The 18,197-nt window shown below is 70.6% G+C and carries 23 protein-coding genes; 2 read left to right on the top strand and 21 right to left on the bottom strand.

Annotated elements, in window-relative coordinates:
* The first annotated feature begins 119 nt into the window (after nt 1-119).
* Together L332_RS26250 and L332_RS0115570 are read left to right on the top strand one after the other, a co-directional pair.
* On the top strand, nt 120-311 hold the full coding sequence (locus L332_RS26250) for a hypothetical protein (RefSeq protein ID WP_021011309.1): 192 nt from the start codon (nt 120-122) through the stop codon (nt 309-311).
* A 102-nt stretch (nt 312-413) separates the two neighbouring features.
* Nucleotides 414-1,235, top strand: coding sequence for a tyrosine-type recombinase/integrase (locus L332_RS0115570; protein WP_021011308.1), 822 nt, complete (start codon nt 414-416; stop codon nt 1,233-1,235).
* Nucleotides 1,236-1,304: 69 nt separating this feature from the next.
* On the opposite strand, the gene L332_RS30445 is transcribed toward L332_RS0115570, so the two are convergent.
* The 21 genes from L332_RS30445 to L332_RS30190 all read right to left on the bottom strand — a co-directional run bounded on the left by L332_RS30445 (nt 1,305) and on the right by L332_RS30190 (nt 18,171).
* Nucleotides 1,305-1,460, bottom strand: a complete 156-nt coding sequence (locus L332_RS30445; RefSeq protein WP_158316733.1) for a hypothetical protein — start codon at nt 1,458-1,460, stop codon at nt 1,305-1,307.
* Between the two features lie 30 nt (nt 1,461-1,490).
* Entirely contained in the window at nt 1,491-1,733 is a 243-nt protein-coding gene (locus L332_RS26245; RefSeq protein WP_021011306.1) for a holin, read from the bottom strand.
* A 74-nt stretch (nt 1,734-1,807) separates the two neighbouring features.
* The gene (locus L332_RS26240) at nt 1,808-1,987 is read right to left on the bottom strand and encodes a hypothetical protein (RefSeq protein WP_021065085.1); all 180 of its coding nucleotides are present in this window, start codon (nt 1,985-1,987) and stop codon (nt 1,808-1,810) included.
* The gene (locus tag L332_RS26235; protein ID WP_021011304.1) at nt 1,987-3,978 is read right to left on the bottom strand and encodes an alkaline phosphatase D family protein; all 1,992 of its coding nucleotides are present in this window, start codon (nt 3,976-3,978) and stop codon (nt 1,987-1,989) included. Before L332_RS26235 ends, L332_RS26240 begins: the two co-directional genes overlap by 1 nt.
* Complete coding sequence (locus L332_RS30600) at nt 3,978-4,676, bottom strand: hypothetical protein (RefSeq protein ID WP_200860976.1); 699 nt, start codon at nt 4,674-4,676, stop codon at nt 3,978-3,980. Before L332_RS30600 ends, L332_RS26235 begins: the two co-directional genes overlap by 1 nt.
* Before the next feature lie 124 nt (nt 4,677-4,800).
* Nucleotides 4,801-5,178 (bottom strand): hypothetical protein, encoded by a 378-nt coding sequence (locus tag L332_RS26225; protein WP_021011302.1) that lies wholly within the window; start codon nt 5,176-5,178, stop codon nt 4,801-4,803.
* Complete coding sequence (locus L332_RS26220; protein ID WP_021011301.1) at nt 5,178-5,648, bottom strand: hypothetical protein; 471 nt, start codon at nt 5,646-5,648, stop codon at nt 5,178-5,180. Before L332_RS26220 ends, L332_RS26225 begins: the two co-directional genes overlap by 1 nt.
* On the bottom strand, nt 5,648-6,475 hold the full coding sequence (locus L332_RS26215; RefSeq protein ID WP_021011300.1) for a M23 family metallopeptidase: 828 nt from the start codon (nt 6,473-6,475) through the stop codon (nt 5,648-5,650). The genes L332_RS26220 and L332_RS26215 overlap by 1 nt, the downstream gene beginning before the upstream one ends.
* Complete coding sequence (locus tag L332_RS26210; RefSeq protein WP_021011299.1) at nt 6,475-6,825, bottom strand: hypothetical protein; 351 nt, start codon at nt 6,823-6,825, stop codon at nt 6,475-6,477. Before L332_RS26210 ends, L332_RS26215 begins: the two co-directional genes overlap by 1 nt.
* A 54-nt stretch (nt 6,826-6,879) precedes the next feature.
* The gene (locus L332_RS26205; protein ID WP_021011298.1) at nt 6,880-9,375 is read right to left on the bottom strand and encodes a LamG domain-containing protein; all 2,496 of its coding nucleotides are present in this window, start codon (nt 9,373-9,375) and stop codon (nt 6,880-6,882) included.
* Between the two features lie 13 nt (nt 9,376-9,388).
* Entirely contained in the window at nt 9,389-9,988 is a 600-nt protein-coding gene (locus tag L332_RS26200) for a hypothetical protein (protein ID WP_021011297.1), read from the bottom strand.
* A complete protein-coding gene (locus tag L332_RS26195; RefSeq protein WP_021011296.1) occupies nt 9,988-10,893 on the bottom strand; it encodes a hypothetical protein in 906 nt (301 codons plus the stop codon). Before L332_RS26195 ends, L332_RS26200 begins: the two co-directional genes overlap by 1 nt.
* A gap of 1 nt (nt 10,894) precedes the next feature.
* Nucleotides 10,895-12,037 (bottom strand): hypothetical protein, encoded by a 1,143-nt coding sequence (locus tag L332_RS26190; protein WP_021011295.1) that lies wholly within the window; start codon nt 12,035-12,037, stop codon nt 10,895-10,897.
* 10 nt (nt 12,038-12,047) lie between these two features.
* On the bottom strand, nt 12,048-12,905 hold the full coding sequence (locus L332_RS26185; protein ID WP_021011294.1) for a hypothetical protein: 858 nt from the start codon (nt 12,903-12,905) through the stop codon (nt 12,048-12,050).
* Nucleotides 12,905-15,691 carry a phage tail tape measure protein gene (locus L332_RS26180; protein WP_144061090.1) on the bottom strand — a complete coding sequence of 929 codons (2,787 nt, stop codon included), beginning with the start codon at nt 15,689-15,691 and terminating at the stop codon, nt 12,905-12,907. The genes L332_RS26185 and L332_RS26180 overlap by 1 nt, the downstream gene beginning before the upstream one ends.
* Before the next feature lie 18 nt (nt 15,692-15,709).
* Nucleotides 15,710-15,922 carry a hypothetical protein gene (locus tag L332_RS26175; protein WP_021011292.1) on the bottom strand — a complete coding sequence of 71 codons (213 nt, stop codon included), beginning with the start codon at nt 15,920-15,922 and terminating at the stop codon, nt 15,710-15,712.
* A 98-nt stretch (nt 15,923-16,020) separates the two neighbouring features.
* Nucleotides 16,021-16,446, bottom strand: coding sequence for a DUF7426 family protein (locus tag L332_RS26170; protein WP_021011291.1), 426 nt, complete (start codon nt 16,444-16,446; stop codon nt 16,021-16,023).
* A 3-nt stretch (nt 16,447-16,449) separates the two neighbouring features.
* A complete protein-coding gene (locus L332_RS29555) occupies nt 16,450-17,220 on the bottom strand; it encodes a phage tail tube protein (protein WP_021011290.1) in 771 nt (256 codons plus the stop codon).
* A complete protein-coding gene (locus tag L332_RS26160) occupies nt 17,217-17,441 on the bottom strand; it encodes a hypothetical protein (protein WP_021011289.1) in 225 nt (74 codons plus the stop codon). The genes L332_RS29555 and L332_RS26160 overlap by 4 nt, the downstream gene beginning before the upstream one ends.
* Nucleotides 17,438-17,854: a minor capsid protein gene (locus tag L332_RS30195; RefSeq protein WP_021011288.1), complete on the bottom strand. Its 417-nt coding sequence runs from the start codon at nt 17,852-17,854 to the stop codon at nt 17,438-17,440. Before L332_RS30195 ends, L332_RS26160 begins: the two co-directional genes overlap by 4 nt.
* On the bottom strand, nt 17,851-18,171 hold the full coding sequence (locus L332_RS30190) for a hypothetical protein (protein WP_021011287.1): 321 nt from the start codon (nt 18,169-18,171) through the stop codon (nt 17,851-17,853). Before L332_RS30190 ends, L332_RS30195 begins: the two co-directional genes overlap by 4 nt.
* Nucleotides 18,172-18,197 lie beyond the last annotated feature (26 nt).

The raw sequence follows: 18,197 nt of genomic DNA, 5'->3' as shown, positions 1-18,197 counted from the left end.
GTGTCGGCACCCGAGAACGGCGAGGGTGCCGACGTGGTGCCCCTCCACCCGCGCACCGCGCCCACCGCTCCCGAGCGCGCGAAGCTCGCGATCGTCTCGACGCTGAAGCCGAGCGCGTGATGCCCGTCCACGTGGTCACGACCGCCTCCTACCGGCGAGGATCGTGGGAGGCGGTCGTGCACGTCGCCGCCGACCTCGACGCCGGCCACACCGTCTGCGGCGCTCTCGTCGCCGAGAGCGCGAGCGCACGCCAGATCAGCCACAACCCCCGCTGCCGGCGCTGCGCGCGCATCACGGCCGCGCGCGCCTGACCGCTACGCGAACGCCAAGCGAACAGCGTCCCGATTATGGGAGAGGTACTGAGATTCCCTCGCCCTATGGCGAGCCGCCACCCCGTACCCCAGGATGCGGTCATGTACCCCAGCACTCCCCAGGTGCTGCTCACCGCCTACGCGACCCACCTCCGCGCGACCGGCGCAGCACCCCGCACCATCCGCCTCCGACTCCTCCACGCCACCGCCATCACCCAGCTCGCACCGTCCCTCGAGCTCATCACCACCGGCGACCTCGAAGCGTGGATGCACCCCGCCCACCGCCACTACTCCGCCGAGACGATGAAGTCACGCCGATCCTCCGCCCGCCGCTTCTTCACCTGGCTCCACGAGAACGGGCACGTCGCCGCCGACGTCGCCTCCCGCCTCTACCCCGTGCACGTGATCCCCGCCCCGCCGCGCGTGATCCCCGACACCGACATGCGACTCGCCCTCGGCCACGTCACCACCCGCGACCGCGCCGCGATCCTCCTCGCCCGCTACGCCTGCCTCCGCCTCACCGAGATCGCCACGCTCCGCACCACCGACCGCACAGGCGACGCGCTCCGCGTCACCGGGAAAGGCGGACGCATCCGCATCGTCTACATGCACCCCGACCTCCGCCACGCGCTCGACGCGCTCGAGCAGCAGCTCGACGACCCCCGCGGCTGGTACTTCCCCGGCCTCGGCACCGCCTCCCACATGCACCCCGACTCGATGCACAAGATCATCAAGCGCGTCACCGGATGGAACCCCCACGCCCTCCGCCACGCCGGTGCCACCGCCGCCTACCGCGCCACGAAGGATCTCCGCGCCGTGCAGCTGATGCTCGGGCACGCCTCGCTCGCGACCACCCAGCGGTACCTGTCGCTCGACGAGGAGGCGTTGCGCGCCGTCGCGACCGGCGTCGCGCTCGCCGCCTGAGCACGACGAAAGACCCCTCCCGCCGAGCGCGATGCTCAGCGAGAGGGGTCTTCGTCATGATGTTGATCGTCAGCGGCGCGCGCGCCAAGCGGCCCGGATGCGGAGCCCGAGGTACTCGAGCCCATCCGCGACCATCCCGCAGCCGAACACCGCGACCGCGTACCCGCGATCGATGATCCGCTGCGTGAACGTGTCCTCAGCCGGCAGACGCCGGTGCGGCTTCACGAACAGATGCGAGGCCACGACGCACCGCCGCTACTCCGCGAGCGTCTCGGTCGCGAGCGACGGCGACCCGTCCGTCGCCTTCGCCGACACGATGCTCGAGAGCGCCGACAGCACCGCACCGCCCAGCGCGAAGCTGCCGACGCCGATCCAGTCAGCCGCGAGCACGTCGAAGCCGGCCGCGATCGAGTCGGCGCCGAACTTCAGCAGCGCGACCTGCGCGGCCGTCTTCGCGGCGCGCTCACCAGCAGCCTTCCAAAACGCCTTCGTGAACATAGTTCCTCCATTGAGATAGTGCCGCGCGGGCGCGGCAGGGTTGCGCGACGGCAGTCGCCGCCGTGGTCGAGAGATCAACCGCCCGCGACGGGCGTGACCGGGACGTGCGCGCCATCCCAGCGGTAGGCGTCGAGCCGCACATGCTCGCTGCTGTCCCACCGATACGCGGCCACCGCCGGCGGCGGCGACTGCGCGCCGGGCTCGAGCGCGTACTCGTCGAGCGGCGTCACCGCCCGCAGAGCAACGCCCTGCACTAAACGACGCCTCCGAACCGTGCAGGAACCAGCCCAGCGCCATCCCACACACCACCGAGCGCGAGCGGAGACAAGACCGACCCGCCCCACACGAACCACGGACTCTCCGGCTGCACCTGCGTCGTATCGACCACAACCGACAGCGGCACACGAGCAGCATTCGACGAGTCGTAGCCGGTATACGCGACCGTGATGTCCGTGCCATCGTCCGTGACATCAACCCACCCGTACTGGTACGACTGAGCAGTCCCCGACGACGGGTACGTGCCCTCACTCCAAGGCCCGCCCTTGATCGACGCCCTCTTATCGAACGGTGCCGCATTAAACGTCGGGAACCCGCCCCAATCGTTGTTCGAGCCATCATCTGACGCGAGCGCATGCATGTCGCCGTGGATGCCGATGACCTGGCCCACAGCAGACGCGGCGATGTAAGCGCCCAGCTCCTCATGCTCGTCCGGGTAGTCGGACCACTTGTCGTTCGCGTCCGTCGTGTCCAACGGCGCGTCGTGGTTGACCCAAGGCGAGTCCATCACCCAGATCTTCACCGGCTCGTCGGTGACCAACTCAGACTTGAACCACGCCTTCTGCGCCGCCCCCATCATTGACGTCGCGGTCCGCAAGTAGCGGTGATCCGTGACGATGAACTTCACCCGGCCCACGACGAGCGTGCCGTAGTTCGCATCCGCCACGGGCGAGCTCAGTAGCGGCGCGACCTGCTTGAACGCGGCAAGGTTCGGTGCCGTCCACGCGCCCGGCAGCACGCCATTCCCGCCGCCGACGTCGTGATCCGACTTCACCGGGATCACCGGCACGTTCGCGAGCAGGGCACGGAGGCCACTGTTCGCCGCGATCTGCGCCTCCATGTCGACGCGGTGCGACGCCTGCGAGATGCTCGTGTTATCGGCGTAGTGGAAGTCGCCAAGATGGAACGCGAGCAGCGGCCCCCGCGCGAGCATGCGGGTAAACGCGCGCGTCTCGGTTGATCCCGACTCGAGGCACGAGCCGAACCCGAACCCGAACGAGGCCGGCGCTCCCACAGCGGGCAGCGTCGCCACCGGACCCGCGACCGCGCTCAGCCGCGACAGCCCGTCCGCGTCGGTCATCTCGAGCGCGTAGTAGTAGGGCGTTGAAGCGTCCAGGCCGGTAACGACACATCGGGACCACCCATCGCCGTCCGGCGCGGCCAGGGCGGAATAGGCGACGTCCGCCGTCAGATCAGCGTCCGTACCGGCCACGACACGCACCGAAGCCGCGAGCTCCGTCTTGCACGACACCGCGAACCCATCAGGAGCGGGAGCACCTACCCACGAGTAGATCAGCGCCGCCTGCGACACGGGATCAGGGTCGGAGCCGCCCGGCGCGGGTCGGAGCGCCGCCTGCCACGGCAGCGACCGGATGCCGGTGTTCCCGCCCACCGTCCACCTCGCCGCGCCCGTCGAGCCCGCCACATCCTGCACGCCCTTGACGGCCAGCGCACCCTTACGCACCTGCGGGTCCGCGACGATCGTCCACGGCGACTCGACGGTCAGCGCCCGACTACCTGACGGGAGCCCCAACCCGCCGACGACCATCGCGGCATCGGCTGTCGTCATCAACGTGGGCGCGACGTGGTTGTCGAGCTCCCATGTCCCGGCCGACGCGGGCACCGGCCCGCCAGCGAGCGGCGCAGCCACGTCCACGCCGCGGAAGCGCATCCAGGAGAGCGACCCCTCCTCCGGCGCGGATGTCGCGAACACGGCGGTAGCCGGCGGCTCGGCGGGCGTCTGCCACACCCAGAGCGTCATGTCGGGTGACGTGTTCGTCGTCGTGAAGATGACCGTGGCATCGCTGGGTGCGCTCGCGATCGCGTGCGCGTCCTTCGTGACCAACGACACGATGAAGGTGTCGCCAGGCAGTGTCCCCGCGGGGAGAGGAAACGTGAACGATGTCGTCGCCCCGGCCGCGCCGGCCTCGTAGTCCACGAACCCGGCGTCGAGGTGCTGAACTGCCATCAGGACTCCCGGTAGAAGATCACGGTGCCGGGAGAGGTGCCCTCGGGGACCGGCTCGCCTGCATCGAGGACGAGGATCTGCGTCGCGGCCGGGTCACCCTTCAGCGACGCGAGCCACTCGACCTCCGTTCCCACGAAGCCGTTTGCGACGGCGAGCTCGTAAGCGGATGCGCCGTCGTTGCCTGCGTCGCCGGGCGCACCGTCCCCGCCGGGATCGCCCTTCAGCGAAGCCAGCCATGCCGCCTCGCTGCCGACGAACCCATTCGACACGGCGACGTCGTACGCCGACGCCCCCGGTGCCCCGTCCTCGCCAGGATCACCAGGCGCACCGCGCTCGCCCACGAGCGAGTCGAGCCACTGCTCGAGCGTCCCGACGAAGCCAGCACCGACCGCGAGCTCGTACGCCGACGCACCATCCGCGCCGCCGCCACCACCGCCAGCGAGCGCCTCCTCGATGCGCGCGACCAGCGCCGCCCACTCGTCGACCGGCATGTCGACCGGCGGCAGCTCGATCACGTCAGCCAGATCATGCTGCGCGCCCGCGACGACCAGCATCGAGAACCGACGCTCCGCCGACGTGTGCCGCGCGACCGTCACGTTCCACGGCACCGTCACGCCCGTCGCATCCGACGCGACCAGCGACACCGGCGCGAGCACACCCTCCTCGTCCGTGTGCCGCACCACCGGCTCGATCGGCACGAGCACCGCATCGCCCGCCGCCGACGCCGGGATCGGCATCTCGAACTCGACGCGCGCACCCCGCGCCGGCGCATCCGTCGCGTCCCGCAGCACGCCACGCACCGTCCCCATCGTCAGCGCCATCTCAGCCCCCTTCGTCCGTCGGCAGCAGATGCCCCAACCCGAGCCGCTCGAGGATCGGCGTCGGCAGCATCGGCAGCAGACCCATCCGGCCCCGCTGATCCCACAGCCACAGCTGCGTCTCGCGAGCCCGCACGGCGTCGTTCATCTCGTGCGACTCGCCCTTGACCTTCTCGAGCTCCGCGCGGAACGGCGCGACCTTCCGCTCGACCTCCGCCTCGACGCGCTCGTTTATGTACCGCGCGAGCTCCGAGGCGTCGTCGAACCGCTCCGCGAGCGCGAGGTCGGTGTTCCGCCGCTTCGACGCCTTGTAGACCAGCCACGCCGAGAACAGCGCCGCGAGGCCACCACCGCCGAGCACCCACCCGATCCACGCCTCCATCAGAGGCCCGCCTTCCGGCGTCCGCGCTCACGCCCCATCGTCCATAGACGGATGAGCGGCGGGATGAGCAGGGCGACCACCATCGGCGTGATCGTGATGCCGGTGTGGTTCGGGATCGTCAGCCCCGCGATCGTCATGGACAGCGCGATCATCGACAGGATCGAGACGATCGCGATCTTCCCGCCGATCTCGATCCGCCACAGCCGAGGGAACGCGCACCCGAGGAAGCACACCGCAGCGGCGAGCGCGAGCGCGCCGTAGATGAGCTTCGGCGTCACGCCCGGCATGATCGCGCTCATCGACTGGAAGCCCTGCACCAGCCCCGCGAGCCCGAGCCACAGGATCACGAAGTCGTACGCCGGCAGGAACACCCGCTTGATCGGCGACACGTAGATGTACGCGGCGTCGTGCGGGACCGCCGTGGGATGCCAGATCGACGCCCGCCACAACGCCGCGAGCAGGCCACGCATCAGCTCGCCAGCCGCTTCGCCTGCTCGTCGGCCACCGCCTTCGCGATCGCCTGCACCTGCTCGGGTCCGATGCCAGGGATGTCGAGCTTCGACGCGACCTCGGCGGCGATATCGGCGGCGGAGGCGGACGTGCCGAGCCGGTCGATGATCCCGAGGCGCGCCCACACCTGCGCGAGCTGGTACGCCTCGACGTCCTCCTGCGCCTGCCTGCCCGCGAGCCACTCGAGCGCGTTCACGTCGCGGCCGAGCTCGTCGATGATCGCGCGCCGGTCCCACAGCTGCTTGACCTGGGAGACCATCGAGTCGAGCGCCTTGCGGCGGTCCTCCGCGCCGAGCCAGTCGAGCGCAGCAGCCTGTTCCGGTGTGAGTGCCATGTCGTCCTCCTCGGGAGCGTCGGTGTCGCCGTCTCCGGGCGCGACCGACTTCTTCGCCTGCTTGTTGATGAACGGGAGCGGGTCGATCCGCTTGCCCTTGACCCAGTGCTCGACGTGCACGTGGATGCCGGTCGACCGGCCCGTGGTGCCCATCTCGCCCACCTCGTCGCCCTCGGAGACGAACATGCCGAGGTTCTTCGCGTAGCGCGCGAGGTGCCAGAACTCGATCGCCTCGGTCTTGCGGTCGCCGACGCGCACGCCGAGCGCCCCGTACTGGTCGCGCAGCCGGGTCACCTTGCCGGCGAAGATCGCGAACAGCGGCACGCCGGTCTGCCCTCGCTTCGGCGGCCCGAAGTCCGCGCCCCAGTGGAAGGTGTTCGGGTCGACCTTCCCCGGTGTGCGGGGTCCGAACGCCTGCGTGTAGACGATCCCCGACACGCTCATCTTCGCCATCACGCACCTCCCGTCGGCGCCACGAAGTTCTCGAGCGCGCTCCACTGCACCGACGAGCCCGCCGGCACGACCACCACGCGCGAGATGCGCGTGGTCTCCCGGTCGCCCGACTCCGGCTCCCACAGGAACAGGTCGATCCGCATCCCGACGCCCAGCGGCGTCGCCTCGAGCTCGAGCGGCGCCGAGCCCGTCGCGTCGTAGAACAGCCCATCGCGCACGACGCCCGCCTGCGGCGCGACCGTCACGACCTCCGAGCCCGTATCGAACTCCTCGGTCGCCGCGATCTGCACCCGGCCCGCGACCGGCCGACCAGCTGCGCCGATCAGCGGCGCCGTCGTCAGGATCGGCATGGCAGCTCCCCTCGATCACGACGGAGGCGGGAGCCCGAAGACCCCCGCCCCACGTCACACCGACAGCACCCGCAGGTTCGTCCACTCGGAAGACGCGCCCCCGTTGTCGGAGCGCAGGCCATGCGCGACCGGCGTCACGAACTTCGTCGCATCCCCGTCGATCAGCGTGTGCTGGATCGCGAGCACGCCGTCGACCCACACCGAGATGCGATCACCGATCGCCCGCACCCGCAGACTGTGCGTCACCGGCGCCGTCCCCTCGGGCAGCGTGTACGCCGACCCGAGGTTCACGAACACGCCCTCATCGCGCTTCGCGAGCACGACCTGCCCGGCACCGTTGATCACGACGTTCAGGAAGTTCGACTCATCGATCGCCCGCAGCGCGAGCCCCACCGAACCGCCGCCCCGCTTCACGTCGCACCGGAGCTCGACGTCGGCGCCGAACGGCGCGCACATCAGGCCCGTCACCGTCGCGTTCGCGTTGATCACGCCCGGACGCGGCGACCCCCACGCATTCGAGTGCACCGTCGACCGCTGACCCGACGGCCACCGATCACGCAGCGCCGTCGAGATGTTCTCCCCGAAGTGCCAGCCGATGATCCGCGTGTCCTCGTCCGGCGGGTAGCCGAACCGCAGGTTCTCGAGGATCGGCATGACCGACTCCGGCACCGCCGTCGGGATGAGGATCGGCTGCGCCCCGCCGATGCGGTCGGGATGGTACGTGATCCGCTTCCGCGTCGTCGTCTGCACCTCATCGACCGCGCGCAGCACGGCACCCCGCACCACCGGATCGACGAGGTGCGGCGTCGAGATGCCCGAGAAGCCCTGCGCCAGCTGCCACCCGATCGCCGCCGACGCGCCCCGCGACTCGATCTCCGGCCGCACGAGCCGCACATCGGTGCCCGAGAAGTAGCCGATGCGGAGCCCGCCGTCGGCGTTCGCGAGGTGGATCGTACCCTTCGGCTCGATCATGGTGACGTTGCGGCACACCGAGAAGAAGATCAGCGACCCGTGGTCGAAGTTCTCCGCGGCCTGCACGACGAACGGGTCGATCACGCCATCCTCGCAGTAGAGCCACGACATCGACCCGCGGTTCCCGTTCGGCAGGTTGTTCTTCGGGTACGTGTCCCGCATCGAGTGGCAGCCGGTGACCGTGAAGCCGCGCACGCCGATCATGTCGACGTTGCCCTCGCACAGATCCGCCGTCAGCCCCGCGAGCGTCATGCCCTTCGTGTAGCGCAGCGAGAACGCCGCGCCGCCGACACCGTTGCGCGCATGGCAGCCCCGCACCCGCACATCCCGGTTGTAGACGAGCCCCTTCGGCACGTCCACGTTGCCGCCCTCGGTCGGCATCGAGATGTAGAACAGGTGCGGCGGCGGCTCCGAGCCCGCCCCGAACGGCCCGCCGACGACCGGCACGTACGAGCCGCGCACGTTCTCGTAGTCGGCATCCTCGAGCCCCGACATCCGCACCGCGGCCCACACGTCCCACACCTCGAAGTCGGAGACGCGCAGCCCCTCGATGAAGTTCCACGACGCCGGCAGCGACGTGTTCTCCTGCCCGATCGGGTAGGGGAAGCCGACGAGGCCGACGAACCACCGCGACGCGCGGATGCGCGAGACGCGCGTGCCCCACACACCGGGATCGAGCTTGATCGCCGCGTGCTGGTGCTGGTCGCCGACGAGGCCCGTGAGATCGAGCTTCCCGCCCGTCACCGGCGTCGTCGTCGTCAGCGTGAACCCGTCGATCCGCACGTCGTCCGCCGTCACCCGGAAGATGCCCTGACCCGCGAGCGCCTGCGTCTGCGTGAGCGTGCACGCCTCCGGCGTCGAAGTCCACACCCGCATGCCCGCGGAGTCGAGCGTGATCTGCCCCGCCACCTGCACGTCGATGCCGTCGAAGCACGCGGCCACGCCCGCCGACTCCGCAGCGTTCACCGCCGCGACCATCGCCGCCGTGTTCTGCCCCGGCGTCGCGCCCGCCGTCAGCCAGTCCCGCACGAAGATCGTGCCGAACGCGGCACCCGCGAGCGCCCTCGTCGCCGTGCGCGTCGCGCTCGGCGAGTTCATCAGGTTCGCGACCGCGGCGTCGTTGAAGTTCGAGGCCGCGGCCTCGTCCGCCGCCTGCTGCGCCGCCGCCGCAGCCGCGAGCACCTCGTCGCGCACCGTCAGCAGCTCCGCCGCCCACGGCGGGATCACCCACGACCCGCCCGCCGTCTCCGGCTCGAGGTCGATCAGGTCGTCCCACGCGACCGTCGCGCCGGTCGGCACCTTCACGACGCGCGCGACGACCGTCTCGCCACGCTCCGCGCCCTGCTGCGCGATGCGAAGCACGATCCGCAGACCGATGCCCTCGATCGTCGGCGTGATCACGAACGGATGCACGCCCTCGATGTCGAAGAACTGACCGTCGCGGATGATGCCCGCCTGCGGGACCGGCGTGACGTGCTGCCCCGGAAGATCGTAGGAGCCCGTCGCGGAGACGACGATGCGGCCCGAGACAGGCTTCGAGGCGCCACCGACCAGCGGCGCAGAAGTCAGAACAGGCACGCGCGTCCCCCTCTCAGAAGCCGATCGCGAACACCACGACCGGCACCGACGTCCCCGACGCCACCGACAAACCATCCGCGTCGGTCACGATGAACCGCACCGTCGAGAGGTTCTGCACCGTCTGATTCCGCAGGTTCGCGTTCCATCCGCGGAGCCCGTCGGCGTCTGCGAGGTCGACGAACGCCGCGAGCACCGCATTCGGGAACGCACCGCCGGGGTAGCCGACCTCGCCCGTCCCGGACGCGCCGAGCGTGACGACGCCGCGGAACGCCCGGAACTGCAGCCGCTCGAGCGACCCCGGCACCGTCCCCACCAGCGCGAACGTCGTGTTCGTCTTCGCGTGCGTGACGTTCTCCCACGTCACCGGCGACAGCGACGTGCACACGAACGTCTCGCCCGTGTCCGTCTCCCGGTACTCGAGCCCGACCCACACCTGATCCGCCGCCGTGGTCGACGTCGACAGGCCAGCGCGCCGCGCCGCCGTCCCGACCTTCCGGTTCCCGACATCGCCGGCGAACGCGCCGACCGCCTCGAGATCCACCCAGTCCTCGAACCCGCCGTTCGGGTCGAACTCCGGCCGGCCCTTCGGCCCGTACCCACCATCGACAGCCATCACGACCTCCAAGCAATGTCGAGCGCGAACGACAGCGGGTCCGCCGTCAGCTTGTTGTAGACGTCCGACCCCGAGGGAGACGTCGCACCGAGCAGCGAGATGCCGCGCGGCGCCACCTTGAGCAGATCGATCACCTCGGTCGGGATCGGCACCCATCCCGCCCGACCCGAGATCGGGAAGTCGCCGCCCACCTGCACCCGGTTCTGCGGCCCTGCGCCCGCGATCACCTGCAGCTTCGGCCCGCCGAACGCCTGCGAGCGCGTCGACAGGAAGATGCGCGCCGAGTCGATCACCGCATCATCCGGGATCGTGTCGGCGACCGCCGTCCCGTACCACGCCGCCGACCCCTGCAGCCCCACCGTCGGCGAGTTCCCGTACAGCGGGAAGTACCCGCCATTGAAGGCACCCGACGACAGCACGTGATAGCCGGCCGCGGTCGCGAGGAACGGCGACGGATGGAACTTGCCCGTCTGCACCGCCGGCGTCAGCACCGGCGCCGCGACCGGAGTCGACGACACCTTGCCCTTCACCAGCCCGCCGGCCTCCGACCACTCGATCGCCACGTCGTCGTCGATCGCCGGCGCGTACGCATCCATGCGCGGCAGCTGGTACGACACCCCGTCCGAGCCGAGCACCGTCACGTTCGAGGAGCCCGTCGCCGTCACCCGGCCGCGCGTCGGCGGCGGCTTCACCGGCCCGAGCATCACGTACCCGGCCTCACGCAGCTCGACGTGCACCGCCGAGTTCGGCACCGGCTGGATCGTCGCCGCCGACGGGATCGCGACGTCGGCGCCCAGCAGCGACACCACCGCGCGCGGCCCGTCCATCCGACGGTAGATGCCCGTCAGCGTCTGCGAGCGGACGCGGTTCGCGCTCGCCGCGAGCGCCCGAGCGGTTGCCGACACGTCACACCCCCAGCAGGTTCGCCTCGTCGATCACCCGGTACACGTCCACCTGCAGCGTCATCGACCCATCCGCCTGCCACGACACCTCAGCGACCACGCCCCGGTACGTCTGCGTCGCCTGCTCGAGCTCCACCGTGTCGCCGACCTCGACCCGAGGATCGAGCGCCACCGTCACCGGCACCCGGAACGCCTTCATCTGCGACACCTGCGCGAGCACCTTCGCGAGCTCCGCCGTCGCCTGCGTCACCGTCTTCACGAACTCCGAACGGTGGTAGTGCGTGCGCCGACCGAACGGCCCACTCACCCGCAGCGGCCCATCCTGGATCTGCGCCGGCGGCACCACGATCGGCTTCCGCTCGTCGTCCTCGAAGATCCCGACGACCTCGTTCTTCACGCCCTCCGACGACATCGCGTACTCGAGGCCCAGCAGCGTCGACTCGTCGCCGATCTTGAAGCGCCGCACCGGCGTGCCGAGCCCATCGCGCAGCACCGTGAGCGCGCCATCCGCGCGCACGTACAGCGTGCCGCCGATCGCGGCCGCGATCTCCTGCGCCGCCCGCAGACGCCCACCCTCGATCAGCTCGTACGTGATCGACTCCGGCACCGCGACCGTCGGCATCGACCGCACGATCCGCATCCCCGTGAGCCGCGCGAGCTCCTGCCACGCATCCGTCGTGTGCACCGGCTTCTCCGGCCGCGTGAACCCCGCCTCGCGCACCGCGTCGAGATGATCGAGCAGACCGAGCTTCACGTACGAACCGACCGTGATCACCCGCACCGAATGCCGAAGCTGCTCATCGCGAGCAGACGGCACCTCCGCGATGCGGAAGCGACCAGCCTGCACCGTCTCCGAGAAGTGCCCCGCCCGGATCGTCAGCAGCGGCACCGCCTCCTGACCGAACGGCGCGAGGCGCGCGGTGAACTCCCGCGGCGTCAGCGACGACCCATCCGGCATCTGCACCTGCACCAGCACCGACCCAGCGCCCGGCACGTCCGCCGACTTCACCCACCGCAGCTCCCACGAGGAGTCGACGGTGAGCGACTGCAGCCGCCGCTCCGCGCCGTAGAAGACGTCGAGCGTGAGCGACGTCTCGAACTGACCGCCCTCGAGCACCCGCGCGAGCTCGACCGACACATCGCGCACCGCGCACCCCCTACGATCCGGCGATCTCGAAGCGCCTCGACAGCGCCAGGCGCGACGAGTTCCCCGCACGCACCGCCTGCCGGCTGCCGTAGTAGGCAGCGATGTCCGCGCGGCGCAGCGCCGGCGTCACGAGCGTCGGCACCGGCGGCGCCACCTCGTCAGCGACGATCCGCCACAGCACCTCGTCCGACCAGTGACGATGCACGGCCGTCGGCTCGAGCACCGCCGCGAACCACACCGGCGGCAGCCCCGTCCGGTACAGCTCGCGCGGGATGCGGATGCACAGGATCGGCATGCGCGGCGTCTCCGCCGTGCCGAACAGCGCATCGAACCGCTCCCGGTCCTCGTACGTCTCGGTCACGAAGTCGAGCGGCACGCCCACCATGCCGCGACGTCGACCGCCCTGCACGAGCCCGAGCCGCCGACCCTCCGGCCACACGACCTGACCCGGCGTCGGCTTCACCACCGACGAGGCCGCGTCGCCGCCGAACTGCACCCACATCGCGGTGCGCGGATCGAGCGGGTTCTGCACCAGCACCCGCCGTCGGCCGTCGTTCCAGCGCGGCGACACGACCATCGTCGATGCCGCATCCGTCCACTCGACGATGTTCCCGGCCGCGTTGTAGAGCGCCGCCTGGTAGGCGACATCCACGTCGAGAGGCACCTCGAAGTCGACGACCGACAGCACGCCCGCGACCGACACGCGGAACGCGCCGCGCACCTCCTCGCGCCGCGCCGACCCCTCATCGGTGCCGATCCAGCGGAACAGGGTCGCGGTCACCGCCGACGACGGCAGCGACGAGACGAGCACCACCACCCGCGGGCACGGCACGTCGTCCGACATCGGAGTGAGCAGGGGGATCGCCATCAGCCTCGAACCCCCTGCCGCACCTCGAGCGCATCGCGCTCATCCGACTCCTGCACCACGCCCCGCACCAGCCCGATGAACTCGCCCGAGCTGAGGTACAGCCGGCCGACAAGCTCGCGCGGCGACGACGAGACACCCGGTCGAGCGGTGATCCCGCCGTCGCCCATGAGCTGCACGCCCATCCGCCGCGCCGTCTCGAGGAAGATCGCCATCGACCGAGCCGACCCGTCGAGCGGGATGTACGACTCGGCCACGTCCGACCGATCCCCGACGACCCGCCACGTGTTCGCCGGCACCACCTGAGCGATCGGCGCCATCGGCGACAGGCCACGAAGCCCACCGGAGGCCATGAACTCCACGAGTCCACCGAGCTCCTGCCGGATCGCGATCGGCCCCGCACCGGCGCCCACGCCCGCCTGACCCGCGAGCACGTTCATGCGGATCACGCGGCCGTTGTTTCGCCGCCACAGCTCATCGATCTCGACCTGCGCCGGGGACGTGTTCGCGGTGATCACGACCGAGCCATCCGGCAGCGTCGTGATCCGGTTCGCGAGGTTCTGCACCCGGCCCTGCTCCGCCACCGCGTTCGACCCGAACGTCGTCACCCGGTTCTCCGGCGTCTGCAGCACCGTGTCGATCAGCTCGCGAGCCTGACCCTCGGTCAGCCCCATCTGCACCATCTGACCGACCAGCGCATCCGTGCCGTTCCGGTAGCGGGACGCGAGCTCATCCTGCGACTCGCCCGCCGCGTGCGCCGCGTCGATCTCCTCCGCGAGCGCCGAGATCGACCGCCGCACCTGATGCTCGAGCTCGACGCCCGAGGTGCTCGCACGGTGGTTCGAGACGTCGAGCCCCTCGATCGACAGCGCCGTGCCGTCGGCCGCGAAGCCCACCGCCGACACCGCCTCCGCCGTGCGGAGCGCCGCGTCGTTCAGGTAGCCGAGCTGCACGATCGGGTCGCCCCAAGCGTTCAGCCGCTCCTGCGCCTCGTCGATGCCGGGGATCAGCGTGTCGCGCATCGTCTGCGCCGCCGTCGCCGTCTCGTCGTCGAACGACTCCATCCGGGCGATCATCTCGTCCATGCCGGTGAGATCCGCGTCGCCGGGCAGCCAATCGATCAGCTCGCGCAGACCGACCATCGCCTCCCGCAGCGGCCCCGCCACGAACTGCCCGAACGCGACCGTCGTGTCCGCCGCAGCGATCACACCCGATCGACCGAAGTCGAGCGCCCCGTTCGCGAGGTCGAGCAGGAACTGCGTCAGCGGCCCACGGTTCCGCGACACCCAGTCGGCGAAGTTCCCGAGCGGCTCCGAGAACGCCGCGGCGAGAGCACCCTTAATGCCATCCGCCGCGACCTCGATGTTCCGCTGCGCCTGCTCGATCGCCGTCGCATCGTTCGACGCGAGCGTGTCGAACATGCGACGCGCGGCACCCTCGACGCCGTTCAGCTCCTCGACCGCCGACGACAGATCCATCGCGAACAGCGACTCGCCGAGATCCTCGGCCATCGTGCCGAACAGCGCGACCGCGGCCGCGTTCCGCTTCACGGGATCTTCGGTCGCCCGCAGACGATCGAGCACCGTGTCGAGGCCCGCCACCGCGTCCTCGCCACCGCGCGCGATCTGCGCTGTCATCTCGCGAGCGTTCAGCCCGAGCAGACGGTAGCCCTCGGCCGACGCCTCGGAGGCGTCCGTCGAGCGGATCTGGAACTCCTTCAGCGCATCCGCCGCAAGGTCCGAGTTCCGGGCACCCTCCCGCATCGCCTGGTTGATGAGCCCGAGCGCCTGCGGCCCCGAGAGCCCGAGGCGCCGGAACAGCGCCGGGTACTCCGTCAGCGTGTCGAGCAGATCCTCGTTGCGGTTCAGACCCTCACGGGCGCCCGTCGCGATGAGGTCGAACGCCTCCTCCGCCGACTTCGCGACGCCCGTCTGCAGCAGCACCGCGACCGACTGCGCGACCGGCCGCACCTCCTCGCCGAGCACGTCAGCGAGGCCCGCGAGCCCCTCGATCACACGCTGCGACGAGCGGGTCGTCGCCTCCTCGTCGATGAGGTCGAACTGCAGCGCGAGCCGGCCCGTGTCCATGTTCGCTTCGATCGACTCACCGAAGACGTTCGCGTACGCCTCGCCGGCGGCGCGCGCCACGCGAGCGGCAGCCGCCTCGTCGATGCCGGTCAGCGCCTCGAGCCGGTCACGGCCCGCCTGCTGCGCGAGCCCCTCGCGGAACGAGTCGATCAGCGTCTCCGCCGCCGCCTTCCCGAGCAGCACCAGCCCGCCCGCGATCGGGATCGCCGTGAGCGCGGCGATGAGGTTCTGCCCCATCTCGTCGCCGGCGTCGCTGCCCGTCTCCGCGGCCGCGCCGCGCACCCGCCGGAAGGCGTTCTCAGTCGGCTTCGTGTTCGCGTCGACCTCGATCATCGCCTTCGCGTCGGTCAGCGCCTTCAGCTGCCGCTCCGTCTTCTGCAGCGCGGCCTCAGCGCGCTTCGTGTCGGCGGTCACGTCGAGCCCGCCGAGCGCCCGCACTTGCAGATCCTCGATGCGCTGCTTCGCGCGCGCGATCGTCGCCTCGGCCCGCGAGATGTCGGCGTCGAGCTTGATCGCCGTGTCCGCCGACACGAGCTTCTTCGCCGCCTTCTCGACCCGATCCATCGACGCGAGCGCATCCTTCGCGTCGGCCTTCACCTTGAGCGGGTTCTTCTCGATCCGCTCGCCGATCGACCTGACGAACTTGTCGGCCTTCTCGACCTGCTCCGTCGCCGCCGTGAACAGCACCTCAAGATCAGCCACGCGCAGCTTCGCCACGAGTCACCCCCGGATGATGAGCGCCTCCCGCAGCCGAGTCGGCTCGTCGAGCAGCGAGTGAATGAGCGTCCGCACCGCAGGCCACGGCAGCGCGAGCACCGCCGGGTCGTGCAGGTTGACGTGGTGATGCCGGGACAGGTCGGCGATCACGAGCCGCCAGTGCGCGAGGAGCGCCACCGTCGAACCGTCGATCGTGACCTGTCCCGGCTTCGTCACCGCAGCGGGCGCGTCCGGCCGCAGATCAGCCGGGACGCGATAGTCGGGATAGATCCCGTCCGCGTCCGGCTCACCGACGCCGTACTGCGCCCAGTCCTCTACGGTGACGGGCGCGCTTTTGGGCTCGCATCGCCGCCCTTGTCGCCGTCGTCAGCGCCGAGCTCGCGAGGAGCCCACAGCTGCACCGCGATCCAGTCGGCATACGCCTTCCCGCGCGCCCAGTAGAACACCGCGTAGTAGGCGATGCGGTCGATCGTGAACTGCGGCAGCCTGGCCTCGACCATCTCGTCCCACGTCGCGCCGAGCGCCGGATGCTCATCGGGTCCGATCGACTCGAGCACGTCGAGGAACCCATCGGGCACCTGATCCGCCGGCACGATGCCGAGGTTGATCTCCGCGCGCGCAGCGGCGGCGAGCACCTTCTTCATCGCATCGACGCTGGGAGGCTGCACCACGAAGGTGCGGCCCCCCAGCGTGACGTCGAGCGTCGGCGCCGCCCACTCCTCGAAGTCGACAGCACCCATCGGCTACACCGCGCGCGTGTACGCCGCCGCCGGCGACGGACCCGCCGGCGTGGTCACGACCACCGGCGCCGAGCCCGCCGACCCGGCCGGGAGCGACGCGACGATCGTGGTCGCCGACACGACGGTGAAGTCGGTCGCGGCCGTGCCGCCGAACGTGACGGCCGTCGCGCCCAGCAGGTTCGAGCCCGTGATCGTCACGAGCTCGTTCGCGCCCTCGCCCGGAGGCAGCACCGACTGGACCGTCGGCGAAGCCGTCGTGCCCCAGCCCGTGAACGGGTTCGTGATCTTCTGCGCCGGACCCTTGCCGGTGAGCGTGACGCTGAGCGTCTCGATCTCGCCCGCCGGACCCGTGTTGACGCGCGAGGTCGCGACGGTCGCGAGTCCCTGCCGCGCGTCGTTCGGGTTCGGCGTGCCCTGCGCCGGCTTGTGGTACCAGCGCACCTCGATCGTCGCGAGCTCGCCGGTCGCGTCCGGCTCGGTGCGCGCGAGCAGCGCCTCGATCTCCGGCAGGTACAGGCCCGTCGAGACGAGCCGGTTCACCTGCACGTTGAAGGCGAGCGCGAACGACCAGCCGGTCACGTCCTGGTTGTCGGCGCCGAGGTCGTCGTACGTCTGCGCGTCCTGCGTGCGCGGCGTCGGCGTCGGGTTGAAGTTCGAGATGCGACGCACCGGCTGCCAGACCGGCGATGCCGAGGTGCCGATGTTGACGTCGAGGCCGTACTCGAACGACTTGCCGAGCGTCGCGCCGGCGGGAAGGGGAACCTGCGTGCTCATGCTCGCGCGTCCTTTCGGGTCGAAGTGGGATCGGTGAGCACGGGGATGCCGTCCTCACCGGGCTCGACCACGGTGGTCGAACCCTCGACGACCTCGACCACAGCGGCCGGCCCGTCGATGTCGATGCCGACCACGGTGGTCAGCTCGTCGGCGCCGACCACGCGGCCGTCGCCAGGCGGGAGCATCCCCGCCTCCTTGTATCGCTCCTCGGTCGTGGTCACGACGCCTCCTCGTTATCGAGCGTGATCAGGAAGTTGTCGGTGCGCTCCTCGCGCCCGTTGTCGTCCGCGCCCAGTCGCGCGGAAGACAGCCACTCGACATGCAGCAGCCCGCGGTGACGCGAGAGCCCCACGAGGAGCGGAACGTGTTCGTCGGCCAGCGCATCCGCGCCAGCCGGATCGTCTCGAGCGCCACGCGAGCGCACCTGCACGCGCCTCGCGCGCACGTAGTCGCGCGCATCGTCGGCCGTGTCGTAGACCGCGACGCCGACGGCGCGATCCGGGCTCGACTCGATACGGCCGTAGAAGACCCCGACGACCGACTCCGGGTACGTCCCGGCGCCGCCCCACTGCCGGCCCTCGAGCGCGCCGATCTCCGAGCACAGGATCGTCGTCAGCTCGACGTCGCCGATCATCCGCCGAGCGCCTTCCGCACGTGCTCCGCGAGGATCGTGCCGACGTCGACCTCGGATGCCGCCGACTCGAGGAACTTCGGCCCGCCGCCCGCATCGTGCTTCCAGTCGAGGTTCTCGTGCTGCAGCGGCGCGTGCACCGCCGTGTACGACACCTGCACCGTCAGGTCGTCGACCACGACGCGCCCCGACTTGATCAGGTCGCCGTCGTCCTTCGGTGCCTTCGCGTTCGACGCCTTCAGGACCGCGCGGCCCGCCTCGCGCAGACCGGCTCGAGCGCCCTGCTCGACCGCCGACCCGACAGGAACGTACTCCTTCACAGCAGCACCCCTCTCCGCTACGCTTC

This window comes from Agrococcus pavilionensis RW1 (genome assembly GCF_000400485.1).
Lineage (GTDB): Bacteria > Actinomycetota > Actinomycetes > Actinomycetales > Microbacteriaceae > Agrococcus > Agrococcus pavilionensis.
Note: the sequence above shows the minus strand (reverse complement) of the source record. Positions and strands in the feature narration are given on the sequence as shown.